This is a genomic window from Succinatimonas hippei YIT 12066 (assembly GCF_000188195.1).
GTDB classification, from domain to species: Bacteria; Pseudomonadota; Gammaproteobacteria; order Enterobacterales; family Succinivibrionaceae; genus Succinatimonas; species Succinatimonas hippei.
The window spans coordinates 1-17,767 of the sequence record NZ_GL830941.1; the positions used below are offsets into that span (position 1 = coordinate 1).

17 protein-coding genes are annotated in these 17,767 nt (G+C 42.7%); 6 read left to right on the forward strand and 11 right to left on the reverse strand.

From position 1 onward, the window contains the following. Positions 1–254 precede the first annotated feature (254 nt). Positions 255–923 (reverse strand): amino acid ABC transporter permease, encoded by a 669-nt coding sequence (locus tag HMPREF9444_RS00240; protein WP_009142278.1) that lies wholly within the window; start codon positions 921–923, stop codon positions 255–257. Positions 924–1,103: 180 nt separating this feature from the next. After that, positions 1,104–1,859, reverse strand: coding sequence for a transporter substrate-binding domain-containing protein (locus HMPREF9444_RS00245; protein ID WP_009142279.1), 756 nt, complete (start codon positions 1,857–1,859; stop codon positions 1,104–1,106). Positions 1,860–2,278: 419 nt separating this feature from the next. Between HMPREF9444_RS00245 and HMPREF9444_RS00250 the strand changes: the two genes are divergently transcribed. The 6 genes from HMPREF9444_RS00250 (at position 2,279) to HMPREF9444_RS00275 (ending at position 9,317) form a co-directional block, all read left to right on the forward strand. Next, the gene (locus tag HMPREF9444_RS00250; RefSeq protein ID WP_040908984.1) at positions 2,279–3,841 is read left to right on the forward strand and encodes an ABC transporter substrate-binding protein; all 1,563 of its coding nucleotides are present in this window, start codon (positions 2,279–2,281) and stop codon (positions 3,839–3,841) included. Positions 3,842–4,045: 204 nt separating this feature from the next. Continuing rightward, positions 4,046–5,062 carry an ABC transporter permease gene (locus HMPREF9444_RS00255; protein ID WP_040908985.1) on the forward strand — a complete coding sequence of 339 codons (1,017 nt, stop codon included), beginning with the start codon at positions 4,046–4,048 and terminating at the stop codon, positions 5,060–5,062. Further along, a complete protein-coding gene (locus tag HMPREF9444_RS00260) occupies positions 5,062–5,961 on the forward strand; it encodes an ABC transporter permease (protein ID WP_009142282.1) in 900 nt (299 codons plus the stop codon). The genes HMPREF9444_RS00255 and HMPREF9444_RS00260 overlap by 1 nt, the downstream gene beginning before the upstream one ends. 8 nt (positions 5,962–5,969) lie before the next feature. Next, positions 5,970–6,941, forward strand: coding sequence for an ABC transporter ATP-binding protein (locus HMPREF9444_RS00265; RefSeq protein WP_009142283.1), 972 nt, complete (start codon positions 5,970–5,972; stop codon positions 6,939–6,941). Then, the gene (locus tag HMPREF9444_RS00270; protein ID WP_009142284.1) at positions 6,938–7,933 is read left to right on the forward strand and encodes an ABC transporter ATP-binding protein; all 996 of its coding nucleotides are present in this window, start codon (positions 6,938–6,940) and stop codon (positions 7,931–7,933) included. Before HMPREF9444_RS00265 ends, HMPREF9444_RS00270 begins: the two co-directional genes overlap by 4 nt. Beyond that, entirely contained in the window at positions 7,926–9,317 is a 1,392-nt protein-coding gene (locus HMPREF9444_RS00275; protein WP_009142285.1) for an MATE family efflux transporter, read from the forward strand. Before HMPREF9444_RS00270 ends, HMPREF9444_RS00275 begins: the two co-directional genes overlap by 8 nt. Here the strand turns inward: HMPREF9444_RS00275 and HMPREF9444_RS00280 are convergent. Genes HMPREF9444_RS00280 through HMPREF9444_RS00320 form a run of 9 tightly spaced genes read right to left on the reverse strand, consistent with a single transcriptional unit; the run spans position 9,301 to position 17,542 of the window. Continuing rightward, complete coding sequence (locus HMPREF9444_RS00280) at positions 9,301–10,050, reverse strand: PHP domain-containing protein (RefSeq protein ID WP_009142286.1); 750 nt, start codon at positions 10,048–10,050, stop codon at positions 9,301–9,303. The genes HMPREF9444_RS00275 and HMPREF9444_RS00280 overlap by 17 nt on opposite strands. Before the next feature lie 9 nt (positions 10,051–10,059). Continuing rightward, positions 10,060–11,346 carry an NUDIX hydrolase gene (locus HMPREF9444_RS00285; protein WP_009142287.1) on the reverse strand — a complete coding sequence of 429 codons (1,287 nt, stop codon included), beginning with the start codon at positions 11,344–11,346 and terminating at the stop codon, positions 10,060–10,062. Between the two features lies 1 nt (position 11,347). Beyond that, positions 11,348–12,067 carry a tRNA (N6-threonylcarbamoyladenosine(37)-N6)-methyltransferase TrmO gene (tsaA, locus tag HMPREF9444_RS00290; protein WP_009142288.1) on the reverse strand — a complete coding sequence of 240 codons (720 nt, stop codon included), beginning with the start codon at positions 12,065–12,067 and terminating at the stop codon, positions 11,348–11,350. Next, positions 12,060–12,434, reverse strand: coding sequence for an Rcs stress response system protein RcsF (gene rcsF, locus HMPREF9444_RS00295; protein ID WP_009142289.1), 375 nt, complete (start codon positions 12,432–12,434; stop codon positions 12,060–12,062). Before rcsF ends, tsaA begins: the two co-directional genes overlap by 8 nt. 23 nt (positions 12,435–12,457) lie before the next feature. After that, positions 12,458–13,174: an HAD-IA family hydrolase gene (locus HMPREF9444_RS00300; protein ID WP_009142290.1), complete on the reverse strand. Its 717-nt coding sequence runs from the start codon at positions 13,172–13,174 to the stop codon at positions 12,458–12,460. Further along, positions 13,174–13,851 carry a ribulose-phosphate 3-epimerase gene (gene rpe, locus HMPREF9444_RS00305; protein ID WP_009142291.1) on the reverse strand — a complete coding sequence of 226 codons (678 nt, stop codon included), beginning with the start codon at positions 13,849–13,851 and terminating at the stop codon, positions 13,174–13,176. Before rpe ends, HMPREF9444_RS00300 begins: the two co-directional genes overlap by 1 nt. Then, complete coding sequence (locus HMPREF9444_RS00310; protein WP_009142292.1) at positions 13,848–15,884, reverse strand: ATP-binding protein; 2,037 nt, start codon at positions 15,882–15,884, stop codon at positions 13,848–13,850. Before HMPREF9444_RS00310 ends, rpe begins: the two co-directional genes overlap by 4 nt. 40 nt (positions 15,885–15,924) lie before the next feature. Further along, on the reverse strand, positions 15,925–17,007 hold the full coding sequence (gene aroB / locus HMPREF9444_RS00315) for a 3-dehydroquinate synthase (protein WP_009142293.1): 1,083 nt from the start codon (positions 17,005–17,007) through the stop codon (positions 15,925–15,927). A 13-nt stretch (positions 17,008–17,020) separates the two neighbouring features. After that, entirely contained in the window at positions 17,021–17,542 is a 522-nt protein-coding gene (locus HMPREF9444_RS00320) for a shikimate kinase (protein ID WP_009142294.1), read from the reverse strand. Positions 17,543–17,767 lie beyond the last annotated feature (225 nt).

Sequence of the window (17,767 nt, forward strand, 5' to 3'; positions counted from 1 at the left end):
CAATAGCAGTATTGTTTGTTTAGCGCTAGGATCTCCGGCCTCTAGGCCGGTGAGGATGTCAATAACAACAATTGCAACAAAGATACAAATCCGTTCACTAAAAATCTCAAATTTCAAATAATTGGCAAAGCTTTTCTGCTTTTAATCTTTTTAAAGCCAATTTTTTAACAGTAGAACATTACTCAAAAACTTGCAAAAATAGCACTTTAAGATCTAAACAGCTTTACTGCATCTTAAAAACAAACACTCGCAGATTAGCGACGGATTTTAGATTCATTCATCTTCTTTTCAATGTACTTGGCAGCAATGGCGATAAGCAAAATAACCAGAAAATAAATAAATGCCGCATAAGAGTACACTTCAAAAGGACGGAAATTGCGGGCAATAATGATTTGAGAATTCATGGTAAGTTCGCGCACGCTTATAACTGACAAAATAGACGTGTCTTTTAGTGTACTGATAAATTGATTAACTAACGGCGGAACCATAATGCGCAAAGCCTGAGGCAAAACGATATAGCGCATAGTTCTGAAATAACCGAAACCCAAGCTTCTTGCCGCTTCAATCTGCCCTTTATCCACGGCAAGAATGCCGCCGCGAAAAATCTCGGCCAAAAAGGCTGAAGCATTTATGGATAAGGTGATGATACCTGCGACTATCGGATTAAACTGAATATTTAAAAGTCCGCCGACACCGAAGAAAAGAAACAATGCAAAAATAAGAACCGGCACTCCGCGGATAAAAGCTACATATGAATAATAAATCGCTTTTAAGCCCTTATAACGGCTAAGTCCCATCAAAGCCAAGATCATGCCGATGATAAATGCAAAAAACATTGAAACAACGGCAATCAGCAAGGTTGCGCCCAAACCCATCATCAAATCAGGAAAGCAATCAATAAACAGTGAAAAATAGTCGCTCATGAACAAAAGGCCTATACGATTTTTTTACTATGCGCAATTAAAATAACTCAACTCTCTTGAGAGATTTTTTATCCGCGCCTTTATTTTAAAAGGTTGAATTATTTTACTTAAAATACTCACAAGAAAACAAATTAAAAAACCCCGTTCAACGCCGGGGTTCCATTCTTATTTATTACCTAATTAAAGATACTGACCTACAATCTTGTCGTAAGTGCCGTTCTCTTTAATCGTCTTAAGACCGTCATTGAACATCTTGATAAGTTCTTCATGAGTGCCTTTCTTGACGCCGAAACCGTACTGAGGGGTTCCAGATACACGCGGAATGGCAATACGCAATCCCTTCTGGACACCGATCTTTATCTGATAGGCAATAACAGGGTAGTCCTCGCATAAGAAATCGGCATAGCCGTTTTTAACTGCCATCATTGTCTCGGGGGATGAAGTGTAATACTGAGCGGTTACGTTATCTTTATCGGCAATACTTTCTACGAACAAAGCGCCGGTAGTACCCTTTTTAACCGCAGCACGAGTTCCTTTTAAATCCTCGATAGTGTTAATCTTGGAATCTTCTTTAACGATAACGGAAAGTCCCGAGTCAAAATAGCCGTCTGAGAAATCCAAAATTTTACGGCGCTCATCATTCATATTAATACCGGCAATAGCTCCGTCAAGCTGACCTGAAATAAGCCCCGGAATAACGCCTTCAAAGTTCATCGGCTTTAATTCATATTTAAAACCTGAAGCTTTAGCGATAGCGTCAAGAACTTCAACATCGATACCGACATATTTACCGTCCTGTTCCCAGGAGAAAGGAGCATAGGCTGCGTCGCAAGCAATAATATAAGTCTTGTCATCATCAGCCACAGAGGCGGATGCAACGAAAATCATTGATACCGCACTTACGGCAAGCAAAGCACGTTTTACACCGGATAACATACAAACTCCAAAAATTATCAAATCTTTCTTTAAAAAATTTTGCTTATTCTCGTTCTTTTTGCCTAACAGACAAAAAGTTCTTAACTGATTGTTAAGCTAATTTAATGAGATGTTAATCTTTTTATGAAAAAAATCTGCGATATAGATGCAGTTGCAAGATTTTTCACCTTTTTGGTGCAAAAATCTCTTTTCAGGAAAAACAGGCTTTATCTTAAAGAGAGGCTTTATATTTATTAATAACTAATTGAATTTTAACAAAAATTTTATTACTTGTTTAAAATCGACATTATTACGCGCCTTTTTGTTCCGGCAAATATTTGTTCTTAGCTCATAAATTTGCCTTCGTTTGCTTGTTTTTTAGTAAAACATACGAAAAAATCTTAAAATTCCTTCGTTTTTTACAGCAGGAACTTTTATTCATGAATATTCTCACCAAAAACCGCATGATAGCCGCAGCTCTTGCCGTCGTTTTTACCGCCGGATGCATTTCATCAGCTGAGGCAGCATTATCACGTAAACCTCAAGACAATATTTTCTATGCAACCTCAACCGATCCTTTAGGACTCGATCCTGCCTTAGTCGATGACAACGACTCGGGAAAAATCATCGGTAACATTTACGAAAGCTTGCTGCGCTTTAAAAACAGCAACACCGAAGTAGAGCCACAGCTTGCCGAAAGTTATGAGATCTCCCCGGACGGATTAAGCTACACCTTTAAACTCCGTCAGGGCGTCAAATTCCACGACGGTACTCCGTTTAATGCTGAGGCCGTAAAATTCAACATCGATCGTCAGATGCCGGAAAACCTCGTTCCTAAAATGTCATACGCAGGGCTGGTGTACGGCGATGTTAAAAGCACCGAAGTTATTGATGAATACACCGTAAGAATCAATCTTAAAAAGCCGTCAACTCCGTTCCTGCACAATATGGCCATGCTGTACTCTGCTCCGATGGCAAGTCCTACCGCACTTAAGAAGTACAACAATAACCTGATGCAAAACCCTTGCGGCACCGGACCATACAAATTCGTTGCCTGGGATAGAGGCCAGCAAGTAATTGTTACCCGCAACGAAGACTACTGGGGTGAAAAAGCTGCCGTACAAAACATCATTTTCCGTACCATGCCTGAAACCTCAGCCCGCGTAGTTGCCTTAAACAACGGCGAAGTTGATATCATCAGCGGACTTGATGCCAATGTCATCAAACAAATTGAAGACAGCGGCAATATGATTTTCAAGACCGACGGCATGAACGTTAACTTCATGTTCTATAACATCAACGTTACCAAGAATCCTATTACCAAAGACAAGGACGTACGCCGTGCTTTATCCATGGCCATCAACGTTCCCGAAATGGTAGCAACTCTTTATAAAGGATATGCCACACCGGCCAATACTCTGCTTCCTCCTTTCGTTCCGGGATACTCCCCTGACGTCAAACAGGTACAGTACAATCCTCAGGAAGCAGCTAAGATCTTAAAGGAAAAAGGCGTTTCCACCATCAAGATCCTCACCTACACCGGCGCCCGCTTCTACAATCCGGTAGGCGGACAGGTTTTAGCTGAAGCCGTTCAATCTTACTTTGACAAAGTTGGCGTGAAGGCCGAAGTTTTAGCTTATGACTGGGCCACATACAAAAACAAACTTGCAACCGCCGAGTGGGATATCGGATTTATGGGATGGACAGGTGATAACGGAGATCCCGATAACTTCTTAAATCTCTTTGCAAGCGACGATCCTATCAACAACAACGGCTTGTGGTATAACGACGAATACCGTGCCTTGATTGCCAAAGGCGTTGAGTTAAAAGACGGTCCCGAGCGCAACGAGCTTTATCATAAAGCCGAGCAGATCATGGCCGACGAAGCAGCCCTTCTCCCTATCTCCCACGCTCAAGTAATTGCAGCATACCGTCCTAACATCAAGAACTTCAGCGTTCATCAAGTCGGAATGACTTTCTTCAAAGACGTAGTCAAAGAATAACCGTCAAAAATAGGTTATAATAGACAGTTTAAAGGCCCCGCACCATCCGGCGAGGCCTTGTCGTTTACAGCTTAAAAGTCTCCTTATTCTTTTCAAAGATGCTTTTAAGCTTAAAAAAGACCGCTATACTTTTCTATTTAAGGACAAACCGTGCAGTCCATGGTTTGTCGGGCTTTTTACCGTATTACGAAAACGAGGAACAACGTGCTTGTCTATTTTATAAAACGACTGCTGATGCTGATTCCGGTACTCTTTTGCGTCTCGATTTTAGTTTTCCTCATCATGCGCGTTTTCTCCCCGGATCCTGCCTTAATCGTATTGGGACAGCACGCGACCACCGAGAAAATCAACATGTGGCGTGAATCCATGGGATTAAACGATCCTATAGTCATCCAATATCTTGACTATATGAAAGCGGTATTTCACGGTGACTTCGGCTATTCTTATTTCACCAACACTCCGGTTACCGATGAACTTTTAGCAAGACTTCCCGCCACAATCGAACTTTCAGTTTTAGCTATTATTCTTGCTGCAATCATAGGAATTTTCTTAGGAGTACTCTCCGCCGTAAAGAAAAACTCCATTATCGACAACCTTACTATGACTTCAGCCCTCATCGGTGTTTCAATGCCGGTATTCTGGCTCGGAATGCTCCTTATCATTCTTTTTTCAGGATATCTGCACTGGTTTCCATCAGGAGGACGCATTGATACCTTAATGCGCCCTATGGACGGTACCGGTTTTTATCTGTATGACACCTTAATCATCGGCGACTTTGAAGCTTTTTTTAACGCTCTTGAGCATGCCATACTTCCGGCTGTTACGCTTGCAGGATATTCCATGGCTATCATCACGCGCATGACGCGTTCAAGCATGCTCGATATTCTGCATCAAGACTATATCCGTACTGCTCGCGCTAAAGGCCTTAGTGCCGTGTCGGTTATTGGCAAACACGCTTTCCGTAACGCCTTATTGCCTATAGTTACAGTAATCGGACTGCAGTTTGGATCCCTGCTATCAGGATCCATCCTAACCGAGACCGTTTTTGCCTGGCCAGGAATCGGCTCTTACTCGGTAGAGTGCATTCTGCGCTCTGACTTTCCTGTAATTCAAGCGGTTGTTTTGATCATCGCCGTAATTTTTGTTGTAATGAACCTTTTAGTCGACTTGCTCTATGCCGCCTTGGATCCGCGAGTTAAATACTCAGAGGAGAGCGCATAATGACCGAACTGACAAAAGAACTTAAACAGTCGCGCAGCTCCCGCTTTTCCGACATGTGGACTTCCATTTATTCAAATAAAGCCGCGCTTACGGGACTCGTTATTATCGCACTTTTGGTTGTCTGCGCGATTACCGTCGCCATTTGCGACGCCTTAGGCATTCAAATTCTGCCTTACGATCCGAATCTTGCTGACATGGATAATGCTTTTGTCGCCCCTTGCGCCGAACATTGGTTCGGTACCGATCAATTGGGCCGCGACATTTTCAGCCGTGTTATCGACGGTACTAAGATATCGTTAAGCGTCGGCGTCGCCGCTGTCTCTTTTTCTCTAATCCTAGGTACCATTTTAGGTGCATTAGGCGGATTTTACGGCGGCAAGCTTGATAACATCATCATGCGCTTCATGGATGTTATTTTATCGGTTCCTTCAATTTTACTTGCCATCGCTTTCATGGCAGCCTTAGGTCGCGGCCTTGATAAAGCAGTTCTGGCCATCGGCATCGTTTCCATCCCTGAATACGCGCGAATCGCAAGAAGCTGCGTAATGGCGGTAAAAGCCAATGACTATATTCAGGCAGCTATCGTGTCAGGCGACAGTAATCTGCGCATCATCTTCAGACATATTTTGCCTAATATCACTTCCCCTATCGTGGTCCGAGCCACATTGGGAATTTCAATTGCCGTTCTTGATACTGCAGCTTTGGGATTTTTAGGCTTAGGCGTACAACCTCCGTATGCCGAATGGGGTGATATGTTAGCCCGCTCCCGCGGCTTTATATTCTCCGCACCGTATACGCTGCTCTTCCCGGGTCTTGCTATAACCATTACCGTACTTGCGTTCAATCTGTTCGGTGACGGACTGCGCGACGCTCTTGATCCGCGTTCAAGAAGAAGATAGGAGCTGTCATGTTACTTGAAGTAGAACACCTTACTACTGAATTTGCAACGCGCCGCGGCCCTGTTCGGGCTATTCGCGACGTAAGCTTTTCTATCGAAAAAGGCGAAATCCTAGCTTTAGTCGGAGAGTCAGGATCGGGAAAATCCGTAACCTCCTTATCCATAATGAGGCTTTTAAGTTCCAACGGAACCATTTTGCCCGGCTCCTCTATCAAATTTAACGGCACGGATTTAATGACACTTTCTGAAAAACAGATGAGGCAGATCCGCGGTAACCGTATTTCCATGATCTTCCAAGAGCCGATGACCTCCCTAAACCCGATTTTTACGGTAGGCGATCAGATTTTAGAAAGCATAAAACTGCACACTAAATTAAATAAAAAAGAAGCCAAAGAAAAACTTTTACATCTTTTGGATACTGTAGGAATTCCTAATCCTGTAAAAAGAATCAACGACTATCCGCATCAAATGTCAGGCGGAATGCGCCAACGCATCATGATTGCCATGGCAATGGCCTGTGAACCGGAGCTGCTTATAGCCGATGAGCCCACTACCGCTCTTGACGTTACCATTCAAGCCCAAATTCTTGATCTTATTTACAAGATGCGAGAGAAATTCAATATCTCCGTACTGCTTATTACCCATGATTTGGGAGTTGTGGCTGAAGCTGCCGATAAAGTGGCTGTCATGTACTGCGGTCGTATTGTTGAACAGGGAACTACTGAAGAGATCTTAACCAACCCTTATCATCCCTACACTTTAGGACTTTTAAAATCCATTCCGCGTCTTGATGATTACTCACCGAGACTTTATATGATCCCGGGAATGGTTCCTCCTCCTGAAGAAGTTCCCGAAGGCTGTGCTTTTGCCGATCGCTGCGATCGCTGCAGTGAACATTGCCGCCAGGCTCTTCCTCCGCTTAAAGTTATAGCCGACAGAAAAGTGCGCTGCATCAATTTTGAAGGACAGGGCAATTTATGACCGAAAAGAACCAAGAACTTCTGCTTTCTTTAAAAAATTTATGTAAATATTTTGAAATAAGAAACGGACTTTTCAACCATAAAAAAAGCTACTTAAAAGCAGTAGATAACCTGTCTTTGGACATTTACAAAGGCGAAGCTTTCGGTCTTGTGGGTGAGTCAGGCTGCGGAAAAACCACTTTAGGTAAAATGATTGCAGGACTTTATCATCCCACAAGCGGGCAAATCCTGTTTAACGGAACCGATCTTGCTGCTTTAAATCGTAATGATCGCCGCAGATTCTGTCGCGACATTCAGATGATCTTCCAAGATCCCTATTCTTCCTTAAATCCCCGCATGACAGTCGAAGAAATCATCGCCGAACCGATGATTGTCAATCATACCCATGACAAAGCAGAAATCGGCCCGCGCGTTGAACATCTTTTAAACTGTGTAGGCCTTGCCTCATCATACAAAAACCGTTACCCGCATGAGTTCTCCGGCGGACAAAGACAAAGAATCGGAATTGCCAGGGCTTTAGCCGTTTCTCCCAAACTTATCATCTGCGATGAAGCGGTTTCGGCTTTGGATGTCTCCATTCAAGCCCAGATTTTAAATCTGCTTGCCGATCTTAAAGAAGAATTCGGGCTTACCTATCTTTTCATTGCGCACGGGCTTGCCGCAGTCAAGCATATCTCCGACCGCATCGGCGTCATGTACCTCGGATCAATGCTTGAAGTTGCCCCCAAAGAATCAATCTACAACGATCCGCGACATCCCTACACAAAGGCACTCATTTCAGCCATTCCCGTCATCGATCCTAAAAAACGCAAAGAGAGGATCCTGCTTACCGGCGATTTACCGAGTCCCATCGATCCGCCGCAGGGCTGCCGCTTTGCTTCTCGATGCTTCATGAAATGCAATCAAAAAGATGAAACGCAGATTTTAAAGCCTTGCGCCGCAAATCATCTGGTTGCCTGCATCAAAGAAACTCCGGATCCTAAGCATGAGTAAATTCTCAGCACAGGACTTTTCTACCGGATCGGTTTACAAACACCTTATAAATCTGGCCGTGCCCATGACCGCGGCCATGATTGTTCAAGTCTGCTACAGTCTGGTTGACAGAATTTACTTAGGACATCTCTCCGATACTTCCAATATGGCTCTCACCGGACTCGGGCTATCTTTTCCGTTAATTTCCATCGTCATGGCGTTCACCAGTCTCTTTTCAACCGGAGCAACACCTCTTTTTTCCATGTACCGCGGCAGGCAAGATCCGAAAACCGCGCAAAAAATTATAGACAGCACCTATGCAATGATCCTCTTTTTTGCCGCAGGATTAATGCTGGTTTTTTACACGGGATTTAAACCCATAATTTATCTGTTCGGCGGCAGCGATTTAAGCTACCCCTACGCAAAAGACTACCTTTTAATCTATCTTTTAGGAACGCCTTTAGTAATGCTAAGCTCAGGACTTAGCGGTTTTATCAACGCGCAGGGATTTCCCAAAGTTGCGATGTTAAGCGTTATGACAGGAGCAGTCATCAATATCATCCTGGATCCGATCTTCATTTTTTATTTAGATCTTAAAATCCAAGGAGCAGCCGTAGCCTCGGTTATTTCCCAAGCGGTATCAGCGTTTATGGTGATCCGTTTTTTAACCGGGAAAAAGTCTTTATTCAAACTAAAGCTCAATCGTTTAAAGCCCGACTTTAAGCTGTGCAGACAAATTGTAGGTTTAGGCGTTACCGGATTTACGATGCAGGGTACCAACGGTATTGTACAAATCGCCTGCAATGTAACGTTAAGAGCACACGGCGGTGATATTTATATCGGCATCATGACCGTTTTAATGTCGGTACGCGACGTTATCTTTTTACCCATGCACGGTCTCACCGATGCCGCCAAGCCTATTATTGCCTTTAATTACGGCGCAGGGCTTCTTTCCCGCATCAAACAAAGCATCTGTTTTACGGCAATAAGCGCTACATCTTATCTTTTTATCTGCTGGCTGATTATTTTCCTTAATCCGGAGATTATCTTTACACTCTTTAACGCTGACATCAATACTATAACCCTCGGGGTTCCGGCTTTGCACATCTATTTCTTCGGCTTTTTCATGATGGCGCTGCATGCCACCGGACAGACTGCATTCGTAGGACTTGGCAAAGCCAAGCCCGCCGTATTCTTTGCGCTGTTTAGAAAGGTTTTAATCGTGGTACCGCTTACCATAATTCTTCCTGAAATCGGAAATTTAGGCGTAAAAGGCGTATTTATGGCTGAGCCTATCTCCAATTGGATAAGCGGTATTTGCTGTTTCGGCATGATGCTCTATACGGTAAAAATCTTGTTTAAAGAGCACCGCCGACATCATTTAGCTACTACTGAAAAGGAGTAAAATATTCGCGCATTTCCTTAATCGGAGCATGTCCTCGTGATTCAAGAAAATCAAGAACCTTGGCAGGACTTGTGTTAATCACGTTTTCATAGCCAAGACCAGCATCCTCAAGAACCTTTATCGACTCGTCAAAACAACCTAAAAAAGAAGCAATATGGGCATCTGATCCGAGAGAAACGGCATTTCCCAAGCGCGCAGCTATTTTTGCGATTTTTACACAGTTATCATGACTGCCGAAACGAGCGTTTACCGAAGTGGAGGCATTGATTTCAATTGCAACGTTGTGCTCTTTAGCACAGGCTAAAACCTCCTCATAATCAATCGGATATAAGCGGGCACCCGGATGGGCCAAAACATCCACTTTGCCGGATTCGATTACTTTAATCAAAAGCCTGGTATGCTCTTTTTCATTGGTCGGAGTGTAATTTGAATGCAGTGCCGCCAAAACTATATCCAGTTTTTCACGGATATAATCCTCAATATCCAAAGCACCGTCTTCCGTAATATTAGCCTCAATACCGCGCAGTACGGCAACATTGCGGATAATACGCGGCACTACCGTTAAATTGCTAAAATGCCATTTATGCGGAGCATCAGCCAAAGTAGGACCGTGGTCGGTGGTCGCAAACATAGCAATACCGGTATCTACCGCCTGTTCTACGTATTCGCCTAAAGTGCTGTATGCATGAGAACATGCAACTGTATGGGTGTGCAAATCAACTTGAAATCTCATAATGTTTCCTTAATCCACAATCGGCTGCCAATCCTTATTCTCATAAGCGGCAAAGCACATCATCAACTGCTCATAAGACGTAGTATCAACTCTAAGTTTATCAAGAGGAAGCTCGTCTTTGCCAAAATATTTGCGCTCTATAGTTTCATTATTTTTCACGAAAGCCAAAGCTTCATGCTGGCATAACACGAAAGCTTTCATGATCCCAAAGGGTAAAGGCGGATTGTTGTAGCGGCGTCTGTCCAAAAGCGCAATAAGCTTATAGGGAACAGCTTTCACACAGGCTTCTTCCCTTAACTCTTTAACCACATTTGAGAAAATCGTTCCGTCTTCTTCACACCAACCGCCTGGCAAGCTCCATAAACCGCTGCTTTCCTGAACCAGCAGAATTCGACCGCTGTCATCAAAAGCGGCACCGCGGGTATCGATTTTGGGAGTGATATAACCTTTGTCAAAGCAAAAAGCTTCTTTAATTTTTTCAAGCGGAGCTTCGGTATACGTGTGCATAATTTCAAGCGCTATTTCACGCAGCCGCGTAAAACGCTCAATATCAAAGCGATCTTTTGAATAAGCAAGGCCTATTTGCCCGATAGCCTGAATCTCCCGCGCCCACTTAAACCACATCAGCTTAGCGCAGTCGCCGTCAACTACTGCCGATAATATCGACCATGGTGAAGCAAAATAATAAGCACAGTTTAAATGCTCCCTTTGAGTATATCCCCAAAGAGCAAGCGCAAAATCCACTCCTGCCTGATCCGCGCACTCACAATCGGTTTTAGTGTCGCCGATAAATAAAATCTCTTGAGGCTTTGCCCCTGTATCCTGCATATACTTTAAAAGAGAATCGGGAGATGGCTTAGGATTTTTTACATCATCAGAGCATACGGCCTTTATAAAATACGGAGACAGCTCAAGCGGAATATAATCTCCTAAAATCCCGTATTTTCCGTAATCGGCACGCTTTCTTGAAGTAATAATGCCAAGTTTTACGCCGCGTTTTTTTAAAATATCCAAAACAGCTAAAACTCCTTCAAAAAGCTTAACCGTGCCAGCTCGAGATTCAATTGCTCTACACCATTTAGCGTATACTTCAGGAAGTTTATCCTCAGAAAAGCCGATACACTTAAGCGCCTCATAAGCCGGTAAACCGAAAACCCGCCCCAGGCTTTCGACGGTTTCCAAAGTATCAGGGAAATATTCTTTTACCACCTCATACAAAGAAATAACGTCGACATCATGTGTATCAACCAATGTTCCATCTAAATCAAATAAAATATGACTATAACGATTTTGCATTTTATTTACTAAGCTTTATTAAATCACATACTATAATTTTATTCTCTTCTGCCTTAAAAGCTATGTCATAGCCATTAAAAGCAACTTTATAAAGTTTACCGTCCTCTTTTTTGTCTTTATAGGCAGGACGCGGATCTTGCGCCAAAATTTCCGTTACCGCCTGTCTTTCTTTTTCAGTAAAAACGTTTAACAAGCCGCAGATCTCAGGTAAAAACACAACTTCTTTAATTTCCGGAGGCTCTGATGCAAAACCGCCTTTCGCCTCAGGATGTGCATCAACGAAAGGAATATAAGGTTTAATATCGATTATCGGAGTACCATCAACCAAATCGGCCCCCGAAACCTCAAGATATGCTCTGCCGTCTTCTTCTCCGACCGTTTCAAGCTTAACTACTGAAAGTCCGATTCTGGACGGACGAAACGGAGAGCGGGAGGCGAAAACGCCCACCCGTTTATTACCGCCAAGACGCGGAGGACGTACCGTCGGTTTAAACTCAGAATACGGAGCTTTATCAAAAATAAACAAAAGATGAATATGAGAAAATCCCTTAAGGCCTTTAAACGCCTCAGGATCGCAATACGGCGGAATAAAAGTAATTTTACTAAGAACCGACGGCGCCAATCCCGGCTGCCGCGGCACGGCAAATTTCTGCAGATACGGACTATGTATAAAGCCTATCGGCTGCAGAGTAAATCGAGGTATATCTTTAATCTCACTCATTTACTAACAATGCATCGGCATAACAGGTAACCGAAAGCTGACATGACGGAGTTTTATTGATCTTAACGCATTTACCGAACACCACGGCATTTGCTCCCATATCTGCGGCTTTACGGCGTGCGTCAGTACGTGCATCTGCTTCATTTGCAGGAAAATCCCTATCATCAATCTGACAGGATAAACCTCTTACCAAACCTAAAGACTTATAATTCTTGCCGGTAAGTTCTTCATAAGTACTGTCTTGAACGGCAGAAGCCTTGTAATAATCCTTAAAATTCTCCGGATCAAGATTAGTGTTAAAAGCTACGCTTTCACAAGCGCAAAGACTAAGCGAGACGGCAAAAATCAAAGCACAAGATTTAAACATTACCAAAGTTTCCTCAAATTTCTTTAATCTAAAGATTCCGTATTGTTTTTTAATGACATAATAAAATCGGTAAACACGCCGAACCTGTCAAACACATAATCTGGATGGCAATTTCTGACGTCTTTGCCGCTGTTATAGCCGTAAGTAAAAGCCACGGTTACCATATCGGCCCTTTGTCCTGCCAAAACATCGTTGTCACTATCTCCGACCATAACGGCATTATGAGGATCAACGCCCAATTTTTGACAAACATACAGTAAAGGGAAAGGATCGGGCTTGCGCTCTTTTATAACTTCTCCACCTAAAACATAGTCAAAATAATCATTAAAGCCCATATAACCGATAAGCGGTTTAGCAAACATCTCGGCCTTATTCGTAACTACAGCCATTTTCATGCCGAGAGCTTTAAACTTGTTAATGCCCTCATAAACTCCGTCATAAAGTGCGAAATTGGCATTAAGACCGTTTAAATACTCTTCATTAAAAACTTCACGAATTTTTGCCATTTGATCTGCAGGAAGCATATCCGGCGATACGTCAACTTTGCCGAAAATAGAACGCACCAGCATCATATTGATGCCGTTGCCTATGTACCTTCCGACATCATCAACGCTCGGAATCGGATAATTAAAACGCTTTAAAGTAGCTTGTGCGGCGTAAGCTATCTGCTCTTTTGTCTTAGCCAAGGTTCCGTCAAGATCAAAAAGCAGCAGCTCTGGAAGTTTTTTAAGTTCACGCATTATTCTTCACCTAAAGCACCACGCAAAGAAGTTGCTGCTTCTTTACGATCTGGTTTACCGAAAAAAGCCGATCCTACGACGAAAAGATTAGCTCCTGCGTCAGCGCAAGCTTTAATCGTACGGACATCCACACCGCCGTCAACTTCGATTAAAGGCTTGACGTTAGCCTCCGTTGCCATACGTTTGACGTCAGCAACTTTCTGCAGGCATGAAGGAATAAGTTTTTGTCCGCCAAAGCCCGGATTTACCGTCATTACGAGCACGAAATCAAGCTTATCCCACAAATAACGCAGACACTGCGGAGCCGTTCCCGGATTTAAAGCAAGGCCGGCTTTGCAGCCTAAATTCTGGATAAGCGTCAGCATCCTTTCGACATGAAAAGTAGTCTCAGGATGGAAAGAAATCATGTCGGCTCCAGCCTGAGCGTAATCCTCAATTATTTTATCGGTTACCGGATCCACCATAAGATGTACGTCAAACACAGCCTGCGGAAAACGAGCGCGCATCGCCTTTAAAAATCCCGGGCCGAATGTCAGATTCGGCACAAAATGATAATCCATCACGTCAAAATGAATAACATCAGAGCCGTTGGCTAAAGCATCAGCTACATCTTTTTCAAGGTTAAGCAGATCGGCAGATAAAATCGATCCGGCAATTAAAAATCTTTTTTCACTCATTGCTTTTTATCCATTTCAAATTTAACTTGAGAAAACTTTTTAATAAAAGGTCCGCTTGCCATAAGCGCACGCGGCAGGCGATTTATGGCAGCTTGGGCATCGGATGCCGTTGCATAATCACCGTTTATAAGCACATACCAGGGACGATTATTTCTTATCGTTTCATAAATCCAATAACGTCCTTTAACTCCTGCGGAAACCTCAACGGCACGAACACGGGAATAAGCGCTTACAACCTGAACCGTGTAATGAGAATTGTCTTTAAGCGCAATTTCGGCTACGGCTCCGGGAATAGCCTCTCCGGTAAAAGGAATCCTGTCAAAACGTAATGTTTTATCTATTACAGGAACTCTTTTTTTTACTTGTGAACTTTTATTTGAGGAGACAATGGCGTCTTTAGCTTGACTTGTTTGAGAAGTGCCGCCTTTTACTTCGTTTCTGTCAATGACATCAGATATTTCAGCAGTTTTATTTGTCTCATCTTTCACTGTCTTTGCCGAATAAGTAGTTTCCGGACAAATCTCAGAGCCTGTCGTTAAATTCACGTCCGTATCTTTGGTAATACTTAAAGACTTGTCTATTTCCTCTAATGCTTTGCTTTCTATTACAGTTGCGTTTTTATAGTTGCTATCTGCTGCCGAGGATAAGCTCGGCAGCTGCTCATTTGAAGAAGATACGGACTCCTCTTCTTTAACTTCCTGTGTAACCTGTTCTACAGCATCTTGCTTTTTAACTGTTAAAGTGTCAACAGGAGATAAAACGACTGCCGACTCTTGAGACGGCACAGCGGAAAAATTTTCTGCGGTCTTATCTTCTACCTGCTGAAAAGAGTCTTTCGTTTTCTCCGCCGGTGATTTAATTGCGTTATCAACATCTGGAGATTTACCTGCAGCCGACGACTCTTTATCGGGTAAATAAGTATTGCCGCCTGCTTGCCGGTTAAAAGCATCCTTTGCTTTTTCATCGCCTGCAGCGGAAATATTGTCTTTAGAACGTTCTCCGTCCGAACTTTCCGAATTTACAGCTGTTTCTTTTAATAAATGATTTACAACAGCCTGATTAACTGACGATTCTTCAATCTTTTCAAGCGCATCACCTGAAATTACCAACTCATTTTGCAGCTGCGTTTTTTTACCTTCGACTTCAATGCCTTCCTTTATCTGTTCATTTAAAACACCGGCATCAACGGTCACCTCCGGAACCTTTTCATTAGATTCAACGGCAGCCGGCTGGGTCTTTACCTCGTCTTTATCAATAAAGTAATAAGCACCGCCGCCGATCAGAAGCAAAAGCAACAAAAGATAAGGCCATTTACTGCTTTTCTTTGCAGAAGACTCTTCTTTAGGGGCTACGCTTTCATTTACGCTAAAACGCTCACGTCCTGCCTTTGCAACATCATCTTCAAAAGCGTCTACCGTGGAAAAAACAGCCGCGGGAGTGTAAAGCTTGCTTTTAAATAAAGTCGGAAGCCGATCCCAATGTCCTTCGAAAACTTCCATTTTGTTCTGCCCGGAAAGATACTCGCGGCTTAAAAAAATACACTCTTTATAATCAAGAGGAGGAACCTCAAGAGGTTCTATGTTAAATATTCCGCTTGCGGCTTTTGCGCTTTCAGTTACACAGACACCTAAAAACAAGAGCCTGCCTGAAAGCTCTTTAACCAGCGTATTTATTTCACGCAAAAACTCCAAAGGAACATCATCAATATCGTCAGCAATGATTAAAGCTTTTAAATTTACGGTATTAATTTTAAGCAGGGTTTCAGTCAAAGGATAATCGCAAGGAAGTTTTTCTTCAGGAAATAATTGCTGCAGTAAAAGCTCTCGTAAATTCTCCTTGGATAAAGAAGAATTACATGGCAGAAAAATTACCTGCATCTTGTCATCGGTTTTCTCCGCTACCAAATGGCAAACAGTCGAACGTCCGGAACCTTCATCCCCGCACAAAAGAACAACCGGATCTATACCGGAGAGCTTCCTGATTATTTTTTGCGCCAACTCTTGCTGACTTTGCAATTCAACAATGTTCTCCATGCTCTTACCCTTTTCTTTTACTGCTTTAATATCGTGAATTTTAACGCATTGTCTCTAAAAGTTGCATTACGTAATCATCGGATAAATCAGAAAAAACTGCGCTTTTACCGATTGCGGTCGGCAACACGTAACGGATGTGTCCTGATTTTACTTTCTTATCATGACGCATTAAACGCATAAAGTCACTGCCGGTCATATTTTTCGGAAAATCGATAGGAAGCTTGGCTTTGTCAAGCAAAGAGCAAATGCGTTTTACATCATCCTTGGTAATAAAACCTTTGTCCTCTGCAACTTTTGCCGCAATCACCGTTCCAGCAGCAACAGCTTCACCGTGCAGCCAAGTACCGAAGCCTAAAAAAGCTTCAATGGCATGTCCGAAAGTATGGCCTAAATTTAAAAGTGCACGAATTCCGCCTTCCCTTTCGTCTAAAGCTACGACTTTGGCTTTAATATCACAGCAGCGATAAACGATTTGCTCAAGCAGAGAAACATCAAAAGAAAGCAGTTTATCGGCATTTTCTTCAAGGAATTTAAAAAACTCCCCGTCAATGATGATACCGGCCTTGATAACCTCGGCAAGTCCTGCTGATCTTTCTTTTTCCGGCAAAGTCTTTAGCGTATTGATGTCGGCAATCACGGCTTTAGGCTGATAAAAAGCGCCGATCATATTCTTGCCTTGGGGATGGTTGATGGCTGTTTTACCTCCGACGGAAGAATCCACCATTGCAAGCAGCGTAGTGGGGATCTGCACATATGCAACGCCGCGCTGATAGGTTGCGGCGGCAAAGCCAGTCATATCTCCGACAACCCCTCCGCCTAAAGCGATTAAAGCACAATCTCGACCAAAAGATGCAGAAATCAAAGCCGTCATGATCTGCATATAAGAATCTACGGTTTTATAACTTTCACCGTCAGGTAAGATGCAGGTCGCAACTTTAAAGCCCTCATCTTCTAAAGAAGAGCGGCACTTGTCCAAATATAAAGGAGCAATGGTCGTATTGCTTACTATCATCACGTCCTGACATTTTGGCAAAGCTTTTCTGCACAATTGTCCGTATGAAAGATCCTCTCCGATATAAATCGGGTAAGAACGCTCTTTTAAATCAACATTTAAAATCTGCATACAATAATCCTGATCATTTATTTTTTAAAAATTCTTCAATTAAAAGAGCCAGCTTTTTAGGGCCTAACTCATCGGTATTCACCGTAAAATCGGCAACTTCTTTATAAAAAGGCAATCTTTTTGCATATAAATTTTCAAGCCGCGTCAACCTGTCGTCAGTATCGATCATCGGTCGGTTGTTGTCATGCTCGGTTCTTTTAAACTGAACCGCAGGACTTGTGTCCAAAAAAACACAAATGCAGTGTTCTTTAATCAATTTACGGTTTTCTTCAACGGTAATGATACCGCCGCCTGAAGATAAAACAGCTTTTTCACGGATAAAAGCTTTCAATACGGAAGTTTCCCTTTTCCGGAAACCGCTTTCACCAAAGTTTTTAAAAATCTCGGGAATGGTCATTCCGTTAACTTTCACTATTTCTTCATCAAGATCGATTAACGGCACAGAGGTTAACCTGTTTAATGCTTTACCTACCGTGGTTTTTCCCGATCCCATAGGGCCTACCAAAACAAGCGGACGATCTAAGCAAAGCGGCATTATTATCTCCGAACGTATTATTTAATTTAGAATTTAGTTGTAAGAACAATTGCTATTAAAACAAAAATTAAGCATAACACGATTTACAGTTCTTTTCTGTTTATGATATCTAATGCCCGTTCGTGGTTAACACTGTCTTTAATATTCATTAACACCGAACCTTAAGATTAGCTTAAATAAAAGATCTTCTTTAAACTTGACATCCTCACCGGCCTAAAGGCCGAT

Bases quoted from the DNA above. Each gene is read 5' to 3' on its own strand.
- HMPREF9444_RS00240 (WP_009142278.1), bottom strand. From the start codon at position 923: ATGAGCGACTATTTTTCACTGTTTATTGATTGCTTTCCTGATTTGATG.
- HMPREF9444_RS00245 (WP_009142279.1), bottom strand. From the start codon at position 1,859: ATGTTATCCGGTGTAAAACGTGCTTTGCTTGCCGTAAGTGCGGTATCA.
- HMPREF9444_RS00250 (WP_040908984.1), top strand. From the start codon at position 2,279: ATGAATATTCTCACCAAAAACCGCATGATAGCCGCAGCTCTTGCCGTC.
- HMPREF9444_RS00260 (WP_009142282.1), top strand. From the start codon at position 5,062: ATGACCGAACTGACAAAAGAACTTAAACAGTCGCGCAGCTCCCGCTTT.
- HMPREF9444_RS00265 (WP_009142283.1), top strand. From the start codon at position 5,970: ATGTTACTTGAAGTAGAACACCTTACTACTGAATTTGCAACGCGCCGC.
- HMPREF9444_RS00270 (WP_009142284.1), top strand. From the start codon at position 6,938: ATGACCGAAAAGAACCAAGAACTTCTGCTTTCTTTAAAAAATTTATGT.
- HMPREF9444_RS00275 (WP_009142285.1), top strand. From the start codon at position 7,926: ATGAGTAAATTCTCAGCACAGGACTTTTCTACCGGATCGGTTTACAAA.
- HMPREF9444_RS00280 (WP_009142286.1), bottom strand. From the start codon at position 10,050: ATGAGATTTCAAGTTGATTTGCACACCCATACAGTTGCATGTTCTCAT.
- HMPREF9444_RS00285 (WP_009142287.1), bottom strand. From the start codon at position 11,346: ATGCAAAATCGTTATAGTCATATTTTATTTGATTTAGATGGAACATTG.
- tsaA (WP_009142288.1), bottom strand. From the start codon at position 12,067: ATGAGTGAGATTAAAGATATACCTCGATTTACTCTGCAGCCGATAGGC.
- rcsF (WP_009142289.1), bottom strand. From the start codon at position 12,434: ATGTTTAAATCTTGTGCTTTGATTTTTGCCGTCTCGCTTAGTCTTTGC.
- HMPREF9444_RS00300 (WP_009142290.1), bottom strand. From the start codon at position 13,174: ATGCGTGAACTTAAAAAACTTCCAGAGCTGCTGCTTTTTGATCTTGAC.
- rpe (WP_009142291.1), bottom strand. From the start codon at position 13,851: ATGAGTGAAAAAAGATTTTTAATTGCCGGATCGATTTTATCTGCCGAT.
- HMPREF9444_RS00310 (WP_009142292.1), bottom strand. From the start codon at position 15,884: ATGGAGAACATTGTTGAATTGCAAAGTCAGCAAGAGTTGGCGCAAAAA.
- aroB (WP_009142293.1), bottom strand. From the start codon at position 17,007: ATGCAGATTTTAAATGTTGATTTAAAAGAGCGTTCTTACCCGATTTAT.
- HMPREF9444_RS00320 (WP_009142294.1), bottom strand. From the start codon at position 17,542: ATGCCGCTTTGCTTAGATCGTCCGCTTGTTTTGGTAGGCCCTATGGGA.